Source organism: Pseudomonas sp. FP198 (genome assembly GCF_030687895.1).
GTDB lineage: Bacteria > Pseudomonadota > Gammaproteobacteria > Pseudomonadales > Pseudomonadaceae > Aquipseudomonas.
Map to the genome: position 1 here is coordinate 1,357,623 of NZ_CP117452.1, position 15,394 is coordinate 1,373,016.

Sequence of the window (15,394 nt, forward strand, 5' to 3'; positions counted from 1 at the left end):
GGCATCCTCAAGGCGAAAGTAGGTAGCCGCTGCGGTAGGCTTCGGTCCCGGCGACGTGGGCGATGACCATGCCGGCGGTGGCCATGCGACGCAGCGAGCGGGCGTACAGCAGCCCGGCATTACGGCAATGAACGGGGGTGACGGTGTCGTTGACCGGGTCGATGATTTCGGCGATCAACTGTCCCGCCTCCAGGTATTCACCGGGCAGGGCGCTGTACACCAGCAGGCCGCCGACCGGTGTCGCCACCGGTTCGACGCCGGCCAGCGGCGTGGCCGGGTAGGGCAGGTCGGGCAACGGCACCGGCTCACCGTCGATGGCGCCGAAGTGGATCAGGTATTCGATCAGGGCCTGGCAGTCGAGACTCGCCAGGCCATGGTTGACGTCACCCTGGCCGCGCAATTCGACGGTTACCGAAAAACTGCCCAGGGGAATTTCGAAACGCTCACCGAAACGCTCCTTGAGCTGCCACCAGAGCAGCGTGAAGCACTCATCGAACGATTGGCCACCCGAGTCGGTCGCCAGCAGGCTGGCCTCGGCGCCGATGTAGCGCGCCAGCGGCTCGACCCGCGGCCAGGCCTCGGGCGTGGTGTAGAGATGGGCGACGGCTTCGAAATCGCAATGCAGGTCAAGCACCATGTCGGCATCACAGGCCAGGCGTTGCAGGACCAGCCGCTGGGATTGCAGTTGGGTGCTGGCGGTCTGCCGACTGAGGGCGTCGCGCAGGCTGGTGCGGATCAGCATCAGGTTGTGCTGCGGGTCGTCGGTCAGCAGGCCTTCGATTTCGTTGCCGATCTCTTCGCTCAGGTCGACGAACCGGCGGTTGAAATTCTGCCCGCTCTCCAATTCGTAACGGCCCAGGGGCACGTCCATCAGGACCTGCTCAAGGCCGATCGGGTTGGCGACCGGCACCAGCACGATTTCGTGCCGCAGGTGGCCCGGAGCCTCGAGTTCGGCCAGGCGCTGCTTGAGGTGCCAGGCGACCAGCATGCCGGGCAATTCATCGGCATGCAGGGACGACTGGATATAGATTTTGCCGACGGCTTTTTCCGGGCCGAAGTGGAAGCTGTGGATCTTGCGTGCGGTCCCCGGCAGTGGGGCCAGCAGGTCATGAATCTGGTGGCGCATTTACATGTATGTCCTGGGAACGGAAGCCTTAGTGGGTCGGCCCGAGAAAGGCCAGCCAGCGGCGTTCGGCGAGACGGAAGAGGCCCACCAGTGCAAACGTGACGGTCAGGTAGATCAACGCGGCGATCCCGAACGACTGGAACGTCAGGAAAGTGGCCGAGTTGGCATCCCGGGCGACTTTCAACACGTCTGGAACGGTAGCGGTGAACGCCACGGTCGTCGAGTGCAGCATCAATATCACTTCGTTGCTGTAGTACGGCAGCGAACGACGCAGCGCCGACGGCATGATCACGTACGTGTAGAGCTTCCAGCCGGTCAATCCGTAAGCCTTGGCCGCTTCGACTTCGCCGTGGTTCATGCTGCGAATCGCCCCGGCAAAGATCTCCGTGGTGTAGGCGCAGGTGTTCAATGCGAACGCCAGGATCGTGCAGTTCATCGCGTCGCGAAAGAAACTGTCGAGCACGGGTTGGGCGCGCACCGCCTCGATGCTGTAGATGCCGGTGTAGCAGATCAGCAATTGGATATAGAGCGGCGTGCCACGGAACAGATAGGTATAGAACTGCACGGGCCAGCGGACGTAGAACCTGGGTGAAACCCGGGCGATGGACAGCGGAATCGACACTACGAAGCCGATCAGCAACGAAGCACTGAGCAGCCACAGGGTCATCGCCAGGCCGGTGATGTGGACGCCGTCGCTGTAGAGAAACGGTCGCCAGTATTCCTGCAGGAGTTCGATCATCGCACGGCCTCCCGGGCTCCGGCGGCGTAGCGGCGTTCAAGCCAGCGCAGGATAGCGTTGGATGCACTAGTGATCAGCAGATAGATGAGCGCCGCCAGCACCAGGAAATAAAACAGCTGGTAGGTGCTCTTGCCCGCATCCTGGGCGGCCTTGACCAGGTCGGCCAGGCCGATGATCGACACCAGGGCGGTGGCCTTGAGCATGACCATCCAGTTGTTGCCGATGCCCGGCAGGGCAAAGCGCATCATTTGCGGGAACACGACATAGCGGAAACGCTGGCCACGCTTGAGACCGTAGGCCGTGGCCGCTTCGACCTGCCCGCGAGGCACCGCGAGGATCGCGCCGCGAAAGGTTTCGGTGAAGTACGCACCGTAAATGAAGCCCAGGGTGATGACCCCGGCGCCGAACGGGTTGATCTCGATGTATTCCCATTCCATGAAATCGGTAAAAGACGTCAGCCAGGTTTGCAGGCTGTAGAAGATCAGCAGCATCAGCACCAGGTCGGGCACGCCGCGAATCAGCGTGGTGTAGAGCTGGGCCGGAATACGCAGCAGTTTGACGCTGGACAATTTGGCGCTGGCGCCGAGCAGCCCGAGCAGGACGCTAAGCAGCAAGGACAGGGCCGACAGCTTGATGGTCATCCAGGTGCCTTGCATCAGCAGCGGGCCAAAGCCCTGCAGGCTGAAGGCCGAGAGCCCCAGACTTTGTAGGAATTGTTCGAACATGGACATTGCCTTTGGCAGGAAAAAAGCGCCCACCCGGTTCAGGGTGGGCGCCGCGCATTATTTGCCGCTGTACAGATTCAGATCGCCAAAGTGTTTTTTCTGGATCTCGGCGTATTTGCCGTCGTCGTGTAACGCTTTGATACCTTTATCCAAAAGCGCCTTCAGCTCTTTGTTACCCTTTTTGATACCGATGGCGGTCTTGGAGGGCAGCAGTTCGCTGTCCACCGGCTGGCTGACTTCATAGCCTTCGCCTTTTGGCGATTTCAGGAAGCCCAGTTCGGCCTGGAGCATGTCCTGGATCGCGGCATCGAGGCGGCCCGAGGTCAGGTCGGCATAGACCTGGTCCTGGTTCTGGTAGGCCTGGGTCTTGACGCCGGCCTTGTCCAGCACGGCCTTGGCGTAGGCTTCCTGGATGGTGCCTTGCTCGTAGCCGACGGTCTTGCCCTTGAGCGAGGCAACGTCTGCGCTCAGGCCCGAGCCCTTCTTGAATACATAGGCCGTTGGGCCGGAGAACAACTCGCTGGAGAAGTCGATAGCCTTTTCACGGGCCGGGGTCACCGTCATGGACGAGATCACGCCGTCGAATTTGTTGGCCTTGAGGCCGGGGATCATGCCGTCGAAATCGCTTTCGACCCATTTGCATTTGACCTTCAGTTCTTCGCAGATCGCATTGCCCAGGTCGATGTCGAAACCCACCAGGCTGCCATCGGCGGCTTTGGATTCGAACGGGGCGTAGGACGGGTCGACACCAAAACGCAGTTCCTTGTATTCCTTGGCCGTGGCGACGCCGGCGGCCATGCACAACGCCAGTGCAGAAAGGGTCAGCAGTGCTTTTTTCATTATTGAGTCCCTAAAACCAATTTGAGCGCTTGTGGCGCGTAAGATTGTTACCGGTGAAGGTCAGAACGGTATGACGGCATAAAGGTAGCAATTTCCGAACCATAGTGCCGAACAAGTGTTTTAAAAGCACTGGCGGCGAGAGACGGAACGCGATGGTGCGCGGGGATGAGCGTACATCAAAAAGCGCACCGGGATGGAGCGTGCTGTTCGTTGATTCTGTCGTGGTGGAGGGGATTGTCTGTGGATGGGGTTTATCTGTGGCGAGGGGATTTATCCCCGCTGGGTCGCGCAGCGGCCCCAAAAAAACCGGCACCTCGGCGTGTCAGACCGATCATGTTGATCAGTTTTGGGTCTGCTTCGCAGCCCAACGGGGATAAATCCCCTCACCACAATGACCGAGGGGTTATTTCAGAAGATCCTGAAGCGTCGCCAGCGTGTCCGCCTCTTCGACGGTCTTGTCCTGGCGCCAGCGCAGCATCCGTGGAAAACGTACCGCGATCCCGCTCTTGTGGCGCTTGGACAAGGCGATGCCTTCGAAGCCCAGTTCGAAAACCAGGGTCGGCGTGACGCTGCTCACCGGGCCGAACTTTTCCACCGTGGTCTTGCGCACGATGCTGTCGACCTGGCGCATCTCTGCATCGGTCAGCCCTGAATAGGCCTTGGCGAAAGGCACCAGCGTGCGTTCGCGGCTGCCGGGCGGGTTGTCCCACACGGCGAAGGTGTAGTCGCTGTAGAGGCTGGCGCGCCGGCCATGGCCGCGCTGGGCATAGATCAGCACCGCGTCGACACTGAACGGGTCGATCTTCCATTTCCACCACACGCCCATGTCCTTGGTCCGGCCAACGCCGTACAGCGCGTTGCGCGCCTTGAGCATCATGCCTTCGACGCCGAGACTGCGGGACGCTTCGCGCTGGCGGGCGAGGTCGAGCCAATCGTGGCCGGTGACGATGGGCGACGGCAACAGCACCGGACTGTGGCAGCGGGCAACCAGGGCTTCCAGTTGCTCGCGACGCTCGGCCTGGGGCCGGCTGCGCCAGTCCTCGCCCTGCCATTCCAACAGGTCGTAGGCCATCACCGCCACGGGGGCGTCTTCCAGCACCTTCTTGCTCAGGGTCTTGCGACCGATGCGCTGTTGCAACAGGGCGAAGGTTTGTACCGCCGGCTGCAGCGGCGCCTCCGGATCAAAGGCATCCTCGGTGACCGCCTGCGGGGCTTTCCAGACCACGATTTCGCCATCGATCACCGTGCCGTCGGGCAACGCCTGCGCCAGGCAATGCAATTCAGGAAAGCGCTCAGTCACCAGGTCCTCGCCACGGGACCAGACCCACAAATGGCCGTCGCGCTTGATCACCTGGGCGCGGATTCCGTCCCATTTCCACTCCACCTGCCAGTCGCTGGCCGGCCCCAACAAGGTGTCGAATTGCTCAACCGGTTGCGACAAGGCATGGGCCAGGAAAAACGGATAAGGCTGGCCGCCGCGTTGGGCGTGTTCATCGGCGGATTCGCCGGCGATCAGCTTGAGGTAACTGGCCGCGGTCGGGCGATGGGACAGATCGGTGTAGCCCACCAGCCGTTGGGCCACCCGTTTGCTGTCGAGACCGGCCATCATAGCCAGCGCCCGGGTGACCAACAGCTTGGACACCCCGACGCGGAAACTGCCGGTGATGAGCTTGATGCAGAGCATCAGGCTGGATCGGTCAAGTTCTGCCCACAGTGCCGGAAGCCGCTGCGTCAGTACCTCTGGCGTCTCACCGCGCAATGGCAGGAGTTTTTCCTCGATCCACACCGCCAGGCCTTCATCGGAACTGTGGGGCGATTCGGGCAGTACCAGCGAAATGGTTTCGGCCAGGTCGCCCACGGCCTGGTAACTTTCTTCGAACAGCCAAAGAGACAGGCCGGACACCTGGACCGCCAGCTCCCGGAGGATTTTCACCGGTACCAACTGCCTGGGACGCCCGCCCGAGAGAAAATACACCGCCCAGGCGGCGTCCTTGGGTGGCGCCTTGCTGAAATAATCCTGCATGGCCGCGAGCTTGGCGTTGCTTGAGGTGGTGGCGTCGAGTTCGGCGTACAGCTCGGCAAAGGTTTTCATGAAGCGTCCTCGCCGCTGTCGCTCGCCACGGCGACGTCCTCTTCGTCATCGCCGTATTCCGTGGTGAAGCCCTGGGCGTCGAGGCCTTGTTCACAGAGATGACGCACCAGCACGGCGACCGATCCGTGGGTGACCATGACCCGTTCGGCGCCGGTCTGTTCGATGGCCCAGAGCAGGCCAGGCCAGTCGGCGTGATCGGAAAGCACGAAGCCCCGATCCACGCCCCGTCGCCGACGGGTGCCGCGCAAGCGCATCCAGCCGCTGGCGAAGGCGTCGCTGTAATCGCCAAAACGCCGCATCCAGGTGCTGCCACCGGCGGAGGGCGGGGCGATGACCAGCGCCTGGCTCATGATCGGATCAGTCTTTTTCACATCGCCGGCATAGATCGTCGGCGGCAGGTGCACACCGGCTTCGCGATAGACCCGGTTCAGCGGCTCCACCGCGCCATGGGCGAGTATCGGGCCCAGGCTCGCGTCGATGCCGTGGAGGATTCGCTGGGCCTTGCCAAAGGAATAACAGAACAACACGCTGGCCCGGCCGGCGGCGATGTTCCCGCGCCACCATTGGTTGATCTCATCGAACACCTGCGTCTGGGGCTGCCAGCGATAGATCGGCAGGCCGAAGGTGGATTCGGTGATGAACGTATGACATTTCACCGGCTCGAACGGTGCGCAGGTGCCGTCGGGCTCCACTTTGTAGTCGCCGGACGCGACCCACACCTCGCCTTGATATTCCAGCCGCACCTGGGCAGAGCCCAATACATGGCCGGCGGGATGAAAGCTCAAGGTCACGCCATGGTGCACCAGCCGTTCGCCATAGGGCAGGGTTTGCAGGTTGATGTCCTGGCCCAGCCGGGAGCGCAGGATGCCTTCGCCGGGTGCCGCTGCCAGGTAGTGCTGGTTGCCGCCGCGGGCATGGTCGCCGTGGGCGTGGGTAATGACCGAGCGGTCCACCGGACGCCATGGGTCGATGTAGAAATCTCCCTGCGGACAATACAGGCCTTCGGGGCGGGCAATGACCAGATCCATGCGGTTACCGGGGCGATGGGCTTGTCCGGTAGAGGCAACGGAGGAGGAAGAAGTTCGATCGGTTTTGGGGCAGGATCAACCTACGGCATGAACGACTGTGGCGAGGGGATTTATCCCCGCTGGTCTGCGAAGCAGTCCCAAGGCAACTGATTGAACCTGTCAGATGTACCGAGTTGCTTGGTTTCAGGGCTGCTTCGCAGCCCAGCGGGGATAAATCCCCTCGCCACAATGGAGAACCTATTTTCCCGGCACCAGCGTCAAACGAGTCTTGCCATACGCCCGGTCAAAATTCTGCGGTTGCAAGGGCAGGCTTTGATATTGGCCCTTGAGCCATGGCTCGAGGCCGTTCAGATAGTGCGGGCTGGCCGGGTTGCCCGATTGGCCGGCGCCGCCCTGGATCGTCAACGGCTCAGGCTGGCTGAAATCAACGATAAACCGGGTGGCCGGCGCCAGGGTCGTGTTGAAATCCTGGCCCCAGGCGAACGCGGCGGTATTGAGCGTGCTGCCATCGCCGCCGGCTGCCAGCGGGCCGCGTACGGTCTGGCCGCTGGCGTTTTTCCATTCCTGGCGGTGCAGCTTGCCCCACTGCCACGCGCTGTGGTCAGTACCCAACAGACTGTCACCGGCGCTAACGGCCGCCGCGAGGCTGCGAGCCAGGATAACGGCCTTGTCTTCTTTTTGCGGCGTGCGCACATCGTCCCAGAACGGACTGTCCTCACGACCAAGCAAATGATCGGCCTGGGCCGAATAAGACAGCTGGCCGTTGGCGACCAGCGCTTTCCACGCCGGACTGTTTTCGGGGCCCAGTTCATCAAGGAACGTCTGCTTCATGCTTTCCTGCAGGAACAGCCCATAGATCGCTGCGTCGGTGGAAACCGGGCTGAGCCGGCCATCGAACGCCATCAGGCGGGTGTAGGCCTCGCGTGCCTTGGCGCGGTCCGCCTCCGGCAGGGCTTCGATCGCCTGCTTGAGTGGCTGGGCCATGCCCGGGGCTTCGAAGACTTTCTTCAGCTTGGCCGCGAATGTCGTGGTCTGGTCGTATTGCATGGCGATCAGGCTGCGGGCGTCGTGCTTGCCTGCGCCGGCCAGTTCGGCCAGGCGCTCGCCACGTTCCGGCGCCGCCCAGGAGTTGGACAGTTGCATGCCGTAGCCATGGGGAATGACGCGCTGGTTGGCGGTGCCGAGCCAACCCTGCGCCGGGTCCTGGTCGTAGGGATGCAGCATCGGATCGGCGTAGCCGTCCCAATCATAACGGCTGTCCCAGCCCGGCGATGGCAACAGGCCCTCGCCCTCGCGGCGGTTCGGGTAACGACCGGTGACCTGCCAGCCGATGTTGCGGGCGTCGGCGAACACCATGTTTACCGCCAGGGCGCGGATCTCCCGGCTGGCGTCGGAGGCTCTCTCGACATTCTGCGCGCGTGACAGATCGAAGAGCGCGTCCAGGGTCTTGTCGTCGCTGAAGCTCGGCAGCTGCAGGGCCAGCCCCAGGCCGTTGGCCATGGCCGGGCCTTGGGCGCTGTTGAGCAGCGGGCCGTGGCGGGTTTCGTACACCGCCTCTCTGATCGACCGTTGGCCCTTGATGAAGTAGGTTTCGTTGCGCACGGTCGCTTGCTGCCACTTGCCGTTGGCTTCGTAGGACAGGCCGTTGCCCTGGCGTCGGATCTTTTCCAGGTACAGGTCCTGGTTGTCGCCGAGAACACTGGTCATGCTCCACGCGACGTTACCGTTGAAGCCCGCGAGGATCATCGGGATGCCCGCCACGGAAAGCCCGGCCGCCTGATATTTGGGCGCGCGAATCTGCACCGGGCTCCAGAGCGACGGCACGCCCAGTGGGCCATGACTGTCGCCGGCCAACAGGCTCTTGCCGTTGCGGCTGCGCTGCGGGCCGATGGCCCAGTTGCTCGACGACGCTGCGCCCAGCAGGTTCAGGTCGGCCAACTCGGCGCTGGCCTTGCTGATTTCATTCAAACCGGGAATCTGCCCATTGAGCCGGACGCCCTGCAGCTTTTCGGCTTCGGCCAGGGGCAATGGCTCGTCCGGGTAGGACGGGCTCAGCCAAGCCAGTTTATCGTTGGTTACGCTCTGGGCCAGCACCAGGGCGGCGACTTCTTCCGGCAGGTTGGCCGACTGGGTGAAATTCAGCAGGCAGAACAGCAGCGCCGAATCTTCCGGTTTCCAGTACTCGGGTTTGTAGCCGGTGGCGGCCAGGTCTGCCGGCAGCTTGTCGCGATAGCGGAACAGGTAGGCGTTGACGCCTCGCGCATAGACTTCGAAAAAGCGCTTCAGGCGTGGCGAAGATGCCTTGTACAGCTCATCCGCGCTTTTCTTCAGGTTGACGGCGCGCATGTAGCGGTCAACGTCCAGCCGTTCGGCGCCGGACATTTCCGCCAGGCGGCCCTGGGCGAGCAGGCGCAGGGTCGCCATCTGGGTGATCCGGTCGCTGGCATGCACATAGCCGAGGGCAAACAGGGCGTCATGAAAACTGTTGCTCTCGATCAGCGGCATGCCCAAGGCATTACGCCGGACCGAGACATTCTGCGCCAGCCCCTTGAGCGGTTGTACGCCGGTGGTGGGCGCGACCGTGTCCTGGGTATTCCAGGCCTGGCAACCGCTCAAACCGAGCACGCTGGCCACTGCTGCGGCAACGCCGAGCTTGGGAAGGAAAGAAATCGAGGCTGGCGAGGCCATGGCAAAGCTCCTGCGGGAGGGGGTGGCACCAATAAAGGCGCTACGTTAGTGAGCAGGAGAAGGGCGCGCAAGCGGGCTTTGGGGTTATTTGATGTTTTGCGATGAAAGCCCAGCCTCTGGAGACTTGCTTGTAGGAGAAGGTGATGCTCAAGTATGGAAAATCAACGACCGAGAAATCCGGCATGGCGCTACAGAAAAACGCGGCGCTGATCCTTATCGATCAGCAGAAAGGCATCCTCCATCCCAGGCTTGGCCCGCGCAACAATCCCGAGGCGGAGCTGCGCATGCTGGAATTGCTCGGATGCTGGCGAGAGTCGGCGCGGCCGGTCATCCATGTCCATCATCTGTCCCGGTCCGAGGCATCAGTCTTCTGGCCTGGACAATCAGGCGTGGAGGTTCAGGAGCGGTTCAAGCCCCTGGCCGGGGAGGGGCTGGTCCAGAAGCAGGTGCCCGATGCGTTTTGCGGCACCACCCTGGAGGCGGATTTGCGCAGTGCGGGAATCGGGCAACTGGTGATTGTCGGCGTGGCCACGAACAATTCGGTGGAGTCCACCGCGCGCACGGCTGGCAACCTGGGGTTCGATACGTGGGTGGCCGAGGATGCGTGTTATACCTTCGACAAGGCCGACTTCTTCGGTTATGTCCGTTCGGCTGTCGAGGTGCATGCGATGTCCCTGGGGAACCTGCATGGGGAGTATGCGACGGTGGTCAGCGTGGAGCGGATTCTGGCGGCGGGCTGACAGACAGGTTTTGAATTTACTGGCCTCATCGCGAGCAAGCTCGCTCCCACAGAGATATGCGTGCACCGCAAAACCCGTGTGGGAGCGAGCTTGCTCGCGATGACGGTCTAACAGTCAAAAAATCATCAGCCTGGACTGATCAAGCCCCATGGCACTTCTTGAATTTCTTGCCATTGCCGCACGGGCAAGGGTCGTTGCGACCGACGTCCTTCAGGGTGTTGCGCACGGGTTCCTGGTGGGCGTGGCCGCAGTTCGGGCCGTGGACATGGCCGTGATCATGATCGTGGTGAAGATCATGGTCGTGGTTGCAATCAGGGCCATGGACGTGGGGTTGTTGGGTCATCGGGGTTACTCCGCAATTAGATCGGCGGCGATTATCACGCCATTGCGTTCCAGGTGCACGTAGTGGGCGATGAATAAACCGGTTTCCAGCTCCCCCTCCAGACGATAGGGAATCTGTTGCCGGGGTTTCTTCAGCATTTTCACCAGTTCGCGCACCTGCGGCCACAGGTTGGTGCGGATCGGCACTTTGAAATAGGCGCTGTGTCCGGGGCGCACCGTAAACCAGTGTTCATGCTCACCTTCGGTCAGCAGCAAGTCGTCCAGGTGGATCCGGTAGGTCAGGCCGCGTACGGTGAGGTCGTCTTCGCCGGGGTTGTCGACGCGAAAGTGCAACATGAACTTCTGTTCCAGCAACCGGGCCCGCACGACCTCCACCTTGACCAGATGCACCTGCGGTTCGGGTGCCTCTTCACCTCGCCAGGACGCACACCCCCCTAGCCCGACGAACAGGAGCAGGCAAGTGATGCGCAGCAATCGAGATGTCTGGGTCATGTCCGGGCCTCTGGTTTATTTCCAGTCTAGCCCCCTTGGCCGGCGGGCGGGCGTCGGACGTTTCCGAAAATCAACCGGCAAAATAGCTGGCGCAGCACTTCTTGAATTTGTGCCCGCTACCGCACGGGCAGTTGTCGTTGCGTCCCGTCTTGACCGGCACGGTCGGGTCGATGAAGTACCAGCGCCCGCCGTTCTGCACAAACGAGGATTGTTCGCGGTGGCTGTGTTCGCCCTGGCCGTCGTGCCAGCGTGCGGTGAAAGTGACGAAGGCATGTTCCGGCTGGCCGCCGAATACCTCGCTGCTCTCCACCTCCAAGCCCAGCCAGGTGCTGCCGGCGCTCCATTCGCTGATGGCCCGGCGGTCGAGGCCCTCCTGTTGGGCGGGCAGGGTGGTGCTCACCAGATAATCCACCAGGCCCAGCACATAAGCGCTGTAGCGCGAGCGCATCAAGGCTGCGGCGCAGGGCGCTGGATGACCGTCGTGATAATGGCCGCAGCAGGCGTCCAACGGGTTGCCGCTGCCGCAAGGGCAAATGGTTGTATGCAGGCTAGTGTCCACAGCTACCACCAATATTTTCCAAAGTTTTCCGGGTTGGCCCAGAAACGTGAGTTGAGCCAGTCGGGGACCTGCTTGTATTCAAGCAGATCGTAGGTAAACAGGGTCAGCACCTGATCTTCGCGCTGGAAGCGCTCGCTGGCCTGCAGGGCCAGGGAGAAGAAGTCGGTTTCCTGCCAGCCGCACGCATTGAGGTCGGCCAGCACGGCGATTCGGCTGGCGTTGAGATTGCGAATGCCGCCCAACAGGTTCAGACCGTCGCGCTTGGGCAAATGCTCCAGGCAATCGAGCGCCAGGGCCAGGTCGAAACGCCGCGCAGCCAGATCCGCCGGCAAGGGGCCGGGGGCGGCATGGACCACCTCGGTGTCGGGATGCGCCTGCTGGAATGCCTCGAGCGCGGGGAAGCTGCCAGCGCCGATCAGCAGCAGCTTTTGCGGGGCATAGCGGTCAAGCACGGCGGCCAGCGCCTGCTGGGGCGTGCGCGAAGAAATGGCAACGTTCATCGAAGTTCCTCAGTCAGAACCGCCACGATAGCGCGCGTGGACGCACGGGCCTAGAGCGGTTTGTCTTCGAACGCCGCGATCCGCCGTAAACAGGCGGCCAAAGCTGTGGTTGCGTCACGCTGGCGCAGAACCCGAGTCGGGTCTTTACTCCCCTGAATCGGCGCGAAGCCGATCCTTCAAGGAGATAAACCGATGAGCATAGTTCGGACAGCGTTACCCCTGGTTCTGCTAACCAGTGTGTTGACTGGTTGCGCAGGTTTGCAAAAAACCGACTGGCCGATCTGTGCGGCCACCGGTGGTGTGGTCGGCGCAGGATTGGGCGCCATCGAAAGCAGTTCCTGGATCGGCCCGGGCGCACTGGTCGCCGGTACGGTGGCGGCAGGCTGGTGCTGGGCTCATGGCGATGGCGACGAGGACGGCGATGGCGTGCCGGACAGTCGTGACAAGTGCCCGGGCACGCCGAAGGGCGTGCAGGTCGATGCCGACGGCTGCCCACCTCCGGCACCTGCACCGACACCGGTGGCTGAAGCGCCCGTGATGGTCCAGGAAGAAACGATCGTGGTCCGCGACGTGCATTTCGAATTCAACAAGGCCACCCTCACGCCGACGGACAAAGAAGTGCTGAGCACCATCGCGACCCGGCTGAAGCAGGAAACCTCCACCGCGCAACTGCGCGTGACCGGGCACACCGACAGCGTCGGCAGCGATGCCTATAACCAGAAACTGTCGGAAAAACGCGCCAACTCGGTGGTTCAATACCTGGTCGAAAGCGGCGTGCCTCGCGCCAGTTTCGTCTCGGTGGCCGGCGCCGGGGAAAGCCAGCCGGTGGCGGATAACAAAACCGCCGATGGTCGCGCGATGAACCGTCGCACGGAAATCAAGATAAACCGCTGAACCCCTCGTTCTCCGCGGCTTGTACAGTCGCGGATGCGGGTCTTTACTCCTGTGTGACCGGTATGGGCCGGTGACACAGGAGCATTCACCATGAACGTTCTAATCAGGGCCGCCTTACCGGTACTGCTGGCAAGCAGCCTGCTGTCCGGTTGCGCCACTCACAGTGATGGCAGTGCCTCGCTCAATCAACGTACCTGGCCGATCTGCAGCTTGATCGGCGGGCTTGTCGGCGGTGGTCTCGGGGCCATCGAAAGCGGTGGCTGGGCCGCCGGTGGCGCTGCGTTGGGGCTGCTGGGCGGTGGTTTGATCTGTTACGCCCAGGACGGCGACGAAGACGACGACGGTGTATTCGATCGTCGCGACCGTTGTCCCGACACACCGGCCAACACCCCCGTCGAACATCACGGCTGCCCGCTGCCGCAATACCCGGCCAGCACGCCACCGGCCGAGCCGGACATGCCCACCAGCGAAGTCATTACCCTGAACGACGCTGGCAAGGTGCTGTTCGATTTTGACAAGTCCGACCTCACCGCCGCGGCCAGAAGCCAGCTCGACGAGCTGACGGCAAAACTGAATCACGCCAACGTCGCCAGTATCCGCGTGGTGGGTCACACCGACAGTGTCGGTACCGAGGCGTATAACCAGGACCTCTCGGAACGTCGAGCCGGCAGCGTGGTGGAGTATTTGCTGACGCAGGGCGTGGCCCCGGCAAAACTCACGAGTGAAGGCAAGGGCGAAAGCCAACCGGTGGCCGACAACGAGACCGATGAGGGGCGGGCCCAGAACCGTCGGGTCGAATTGCATATCCAGCGTTAAACATCATCGCCCAAGCGGGCCAGAGCCGTCGGATCGCCAGGAAGGCGGTCCGCTGGGCCTGGATTAAATTTGCCGGGCCCCCTGGCATATCCTGCGCGCAAGCCGTTACTGTGCGCGCAAAGAATAATTCTCGAACGGGGGGCATATGAAGGTGTTTTGGTGGCTGGGGCGCTTGCTGACCCTGCTGTTCTGGCTGGTGGTGCTGGTCAATCTGGTCATGCCGTTCGTCCATCCGCTGCATCTGTTGGTCAATCTGGCCGGGGTGTCGTTACTGGCGATCCATCTGCTCGAACTTCTGTTGTTCAGGGCTCGGTTTCGTGGTCGTCCCGCTCCTGGTCGTGATCGCCTCAGGGTGCTGCTGTTCGGCATCTTTCACCTGCAAGCCCTCCCGACCGCGCCAGAGGCCTCCCATGCGTAAACTGTGTCTGCTCGCCTTACTCGTATGCCCGTGGGCCAGCGCTCAAGTGGTCCAGGTGGAAAGCCACTCGTTGATGCGCTTGCCCAACACCACCAGCACGCTTGCCCTGGAGCGATTGGACGTGGCCGACTACGGCACGCTGCTGGTGCCTTCGAACGTCACTGAGCTGTCGATCGGCCAATTGCACCTGGGACGTGAGGCAAGGATCGCCATCGTACCGGCACAACAGGCGCTGGAGATGAAAGTCAGCCAGGCCGAACTGGCCGAAGGCAGCCAGATTACCGCCCGTGGCGCGCCGGGAACCTATACCAAGGCGGCGCGCCCGGGGCGTAACCTCAATCTGCGCTTCGAGGCGTTGAACGCGCCGCTGTTGTCGGTGGATGCCCGTGGCGGTACCGGCGCGCCAGGTTATGTGGGTCTCGACGGCGCCAACGGCCAGGCACCGGGTTGCACTTGGGGTTCGGCCGGTCGCGGCGCCGACGGTAGCAACGGCGCTGACGGTCAGCCGGGCGCGGCCGGCGCGCTGGTTCGGCTGGAGTTGCCCCGCGCTTATCCCGACGAACAGATCAAGGTAATGGTAGATGGCGGCGCTGGTGGCGCGGCCGGGCCTGGCGGCAAGCCTGGCGCGGGAGGCAAGGCCAAGGGCTGCCTGGTCTACACCGCCGACGGCGGCAAGAGCGGTCGTCCCGGTGCCGATGGCCAGCCAGGGCCTGCCGGCGCGGCGGGTGCGGTGACGGTGCAGCGGTTCTAGGCCGTCTCGAAACTGTGCTGAGGTGGGAGCGAGCCTGCTCGCGAAAGCAATCGATCAGTCACGCCGATGGCGACTGATTCGACGCCATCGCGAGCAAGCTCGCTCCCACAGGGTTCGATGATATTTTCAGAACATCGGCCGAGCCGCGCCGATCGCCACCACCAGCAACCCGATCAACAGATTGATCCCCACCAGCCTGCGAATCTTCCCCAGCACCGCCGCACCCGTCGGCCAATCCTGCGCCGTCACAGCGTTACGCAATGCTGGCAGTTGCAGGCCCTGGATACGGATGAACAAAGCCGCCATCACCACATACAACCCCATCATTACCTGCACGTAACGCGGCGCGGTTTCGAAACCGGCGAAGCGCATGTGGATCAGGCCCACGCCGCTGATCGGCAAAAGCACCACGGCCACCCAGACCCAGACGAAAAAACGCTGAAACACTTCTACCCACAACTTGAGCCGGGCAGGGCCCTCAAGCGCCGTGATTGCGGCGGGTCGCAGGATCATCCAGGCGAAAAACATACCGCCAACCCAGACCAGGGCCGCCAGCAAATGCAGGGTGTAGACGAGGGCAAAGGGTGTCATTGGGTCACTCCGTTCTGCGCAGGATTAATTAGCGGGGTATGATAGCCGCCGAT

General features: G+C 62.6%; 17 protein-coding genes. 5 read left to right on the forward strand and 12 right to left on the reverse strand.

What is annotated here, in order from left to right; all coding sequences use genetic code 11:
• Positions 1-7: 7 nt before the first annotated feature.
• The 7 genes from PSH78_RS06365 to PSH78_RS06395 form a co-directional block, all read right to left on the reverse strand.
• A complete protein-coding gene (locus PSH78_RS06365; protein WP_305499198.1) occupies positions 8-1,126 on the reverse strand; it encodes a succinylglutamate desuccinylase/aspartoacylase family protein in 1,119 nt (372 codons plus the stop codon).
• Positions 1,127-1,154: 28 nt separating this feature from the next.
• On the reverse strand, positions 1,155-1,865 hold the full coding sequence (locus PSH78_RS06370) for an ABC transporter permease (protein WP_305499199.1): 711 nt from the start codon (positions 1,863-1,865) through the stop codon (positions 1,155-1,157).
• Complete coding sequence (locus PSH78_RS06375) at positions 1,862-2,590, reverse strand: ABC transporter permease (RefSeq protein ID WP_305499200.1); 729 nt, start codon at positions 2,588-2,590, stop codon at positions 1,862-1,864. The genes PSH78_RS06370 and PSH78_RS06375 overlap by 4 nt, the downstream gene beginning before the upstream one ends.
• A 57-nt stretch (positions 2,591-2,647) precedes the next feature.
• Positions 2,648-3,430, reverse strand: coding sequence for a transporter substrate-binding domain-containing protein (locus PSH78_RS06380; protein WP_305499201.1), 783 nt, complete (start codon positions 3,428-3,430; stop codon positions 2,648-2,650).
• A gap of 403 nt (positions 3,431-3,833) precedes the next feature.
• Positions 3,834-5,522 carry an ATP-dependent DNA ligase gene (locus tag PSH78_RS06385; protein WP_305499202.1) on the reverse strand — a complete coding sequence of 563 codons (1,689 nt, stop codon included), beginning with the start codon at positions 5,520-5,522 and terminating at the stop codon, positions 3,834-3,836.
• A complete protein-coding gene (locus PSH78_RS06390) occupies positions 5,519-6,550 on the reverse strand; it encodes a ligase-associated DNA damage response exonuclease (protein ID WP_305499204.1) in 1,032 nt (343 codons plus the stop codon). The genes PSH78_RS06385 and PSH78_RS06390 overlap by 4 nt, the downstream gene beginning before the upstream one ends.
• Before the next feature lie 237 nt (positions 6,551-6,787).
• On the reverse strand, positions 6,788-9,238 hold the full coding sequence (locus PSH78_RS06395; protein ID WP_305499206.1) for a penicillin acylase family protein: 2,451 nt from the start codon (positions 9,236-9,238) through the stop codon (positions 6,788-6,790).
• A gap of 182 nt (positions 9,239-9,420) precedes the next feature.
• Here PSH78_RS06395 and PSH78_RS06400 point away from each other — a divergent pair, with 182 nt between their 5' ends.
• Positions 9,421-9,978, forward strand: a complete 558-nt coding sequence (locus PSH78_RS06400; protein ID WP_305501188.1) for a cysteine hydrolase family protein — start codon at positions 9,421-9,423, stop codon at positions 9,976-9,978.
• Positions 9,979-10,117: 139 nt separating this feature from the next.
• Here the strand turns inward: PSH78_RS06400 and PSH78_RS06405 are convergent, their stop codons facing one another.
• The 4 genes from PSH78_RS06405 to PSH78_RS06420 all read right to left on the reverse strand — a co-directional run bounded on the left by PSH78_RS06405 (position 10,118) and on the right by PSH78_RS06420 (position 11,871).
• Positions 10,118-10,321 carry an SEC-C metal-binding domain-containing protein gene (locus tag PSH78_RS06405; RefSeq protein ID WP_305499208.1) on the reverse strand — a complete coding sequence of 68 codons (204 nt, stop codon included), beginning with the start codon at positions 10,319-10,321 and terminating at the stop codon, positions 10,118-10,120.
• A gap of 5 nt (positions 10,322-10,326) precedes the next feature.
• A complete protein-coding gene (locus PSH78_RS06410) occupies positions 10,327-10,812 on the reverse strand; it encodes an LEA type 2 family protein (RefSeq protein WP_305499209.1) in 486 nt (161 codons plus the stop codon).
• 70 nt (positions 10,813-10,882) lie between these two features.
• Entirely contained in the window at positions 10,883-11,359 is a 477-nt protein-coding gene (locus tag PSH78_RS06415) for a YchJ family protein (protein ID WP_305501189.1), read from the reverse strand.
• Between the two features lie 14 nt (positions 11,360-11,373).
• On the reverse strand, positions 11,374-11,871 hold the full coding sequence (locus PSH78_RS06420; protein WP_305499211.1) for a DUF6231 family protein: 498 nt from the start codon (positions 11,869-11,871) through the stop codon (positions 11,374-11,376).
• 192 nt (positions 11,872-12,063) lie between these two features.
• Between PSH78_RS06420 and PSH78_RS06425 the strand changes: the two genes are divergently transcribed.
• The 4 genes from PSH78_RS06425 (at position 12,064) to PSH78_RS06440 (ending at position 14,750) form a co-directional block, all read left to right on the forward strand.
• Positions 12,064-12,765, forward strand: a complete 702-nt coding sequence (locus tag PSH78_RS06425) for an OmpA family protein (protein WP_305499213.1) — start codon at positions 12,064-12,066, stop codon at positions 12,763-12,765.
• 90 nt (positions 12,766-12,855) lie between these two features.
• Entirely contained in the window at positions 12,856-13,581 is a 726-nt protein-coding gene (locus PSH78_RS06430) for an OmpA family protein (RefSeq protein ID WP_305499214.1), read from the forward strand.
• Between the two features lie 145 nt (positions 13,582-13,726).
• Positions 13,727-13,999 (forward strand): DUF1145 domain-containing protein, encoded by a 273-nt coding sequence (locus PSH78_RS06435; protein WP_305499216.1) that lies wholly within the window; start codon positions 13,727-13,729, stop codon positions 13,997-13,999.
• Complete coding sequence (locus tag PSH78_RS06440; RefSeq protein ID WP_305499218.1) at positions 13,992-14,750, forward strand: collagen-like protein; 759 nt, start codon at positions 13,992-13,994, stop codon at positions 14,748-14,750. The genes PSH78_RS06435 and PSH78_RS06440 overlap by 8 nt, the downstream gene beginning before the upstream one ends.
• 126 nt (positions 14,751-14,876) lie before the next feature.
• Here the strand turns inward: PSH78_RS06440 and PSH78_RS06445 are convergent, their stop codons facing one another.
• The gene (locus PSH78_RS06445; RefSeq protein ID WP_305499219.1) at positions 14,877-15,341 is read right to left on the reverse strand and encodes a DUF2269 family protein; all 465 of its coding nucleotides are present in this window, start codon (positions 15,339-15,341) and stop codon (positions 14,877-14,879) included.
• Between the last annotated feature and the right edge of the window lie 53 nt (positions 15,342-15,394).

What these genes read in the sequence shown, in the direction of transcription:
- PSH78_RS06430 (WP_305499214.1), top strand. Translation starts at nt 12,856, where the DNA reads ATGAACGTTCTAATCAGGGCCGCCTTACCGGTACTGCTGGCAAGCAGC.
- PSH78_RS06395 (WP_305499206.1), bottom strand. Translation starts at nt 9,238, where the DNA reads ATGGCCTCGCCAGCCTCGATTTCTTTCCTTCCCAAGCTCGGCGTTGCC.
- PSH78_RS06380 (WP_305499201.1), bottom strand. Translation starts at nt 3,430, where the DNA reads ATGAAAAAAGCACTGCTGACCCTTTCTGCACTGGCGTTGTGCATGGCC.
- PSH78_RS06385 (WP_305499202.1), bottom strand. Translation starts at nt 5,522, where the DNA reads ATGAAAACCTTTGCCGAGCTGTACGCCGAACTCGACGCCACCACCTCA.
- PSH78_RS06445 (WP_305499219.1), bottom strand. Translation starts at nt 15,341, where the DNA reads ATGACACCCTTTGCCCTCGTCTACACCCTGCATTTGCTGGCGGCCCTG.
- PSH78_RS06435 (WP_305499216.1), top strand. Translation starts at nt 13,727, where the DNA reads ATGAAGGTGTTTTGGTGGCTGGGGCGCTTGCTGACCCTGCTGTTCTGG.
- PSH78_RS06420 (WP_305499211.1), bottom strand. Translation starts at nt 11,871, where the DNA reads ATGAACGTTGCCATTTCTTCGCGCACGCCCCAGCAGGCGCTGGCCGCC.
- PSH78_RS06365 (WP_305499198.1), bottom strand. Translation starts at nt 1,126, where the DNA reads ATGCGCCACCAGATTCATGACCTGCTGGCCCCACTGCCGGGGACCGCA.
- PSH78_RS06375 (WP_305499200.1), bottom strand. Translation starts at nt 2,590, where the DNA reads ATGTTCGAACAATTCCTACAAAGTCTGGGGCTCTCGGCCTTCAGCCTG.
- PSH78_RS06410 (WP_305499209.1), bottom strand. Translation starts at nt 10,812, where the DNA reads ATGACCCAGACATCTCGATTGCTGCGCATCACTTGCCTGCTCCTGTTC.
- PSH78_RS06440 (WP_305499218.1), top strand. Translation starts at nt 13,992, where the DNA reads ATGCGTAAACTGTGTCTGCTCGCCTTACTCGTATGCCCGTGGGCCAGC.
- PSH78_RS06425 (WP_305499213.1), top strand. Translation starts at nt 12,064, where the DNA reads ATGAGCATAGTTCGGACAGCGTTACCCCTGGTTCTGCTAACCAGTGTG.
- PSH78_RS06370 (WP_305499199.1), bottom strand. Translation starts at nt 1,865, where the DNA reads ATGATCGAACTCCTGCAGGAATACTGGCGACCGTTTCTCTACAGCGAC.
- PSH78_RS06390 (WP_305499204.1), bottom strand. Translation starts at nt 6,550, where the DNA reads ATGGATCTGGTCATTGCCCGCCCCGAAGGCCTGTATTGTCCGCAGGGA.
- PSH78_RS06405 (WP_305499208.1), bottom strand. Translation starts at nt 10,321, where the DNA reads ATGACCCAACAACCCCACGTCCATGGCCCTGATTGCAACCACGACCAT.
- PSH78_RS06400 (WP_305501188.1), top strand. Translation starts at nt 9,421, where the DNA reads ATGGCGCTACAGAAAAACGCGGCGCTGATCCTTATCGATCAGCAGAAA.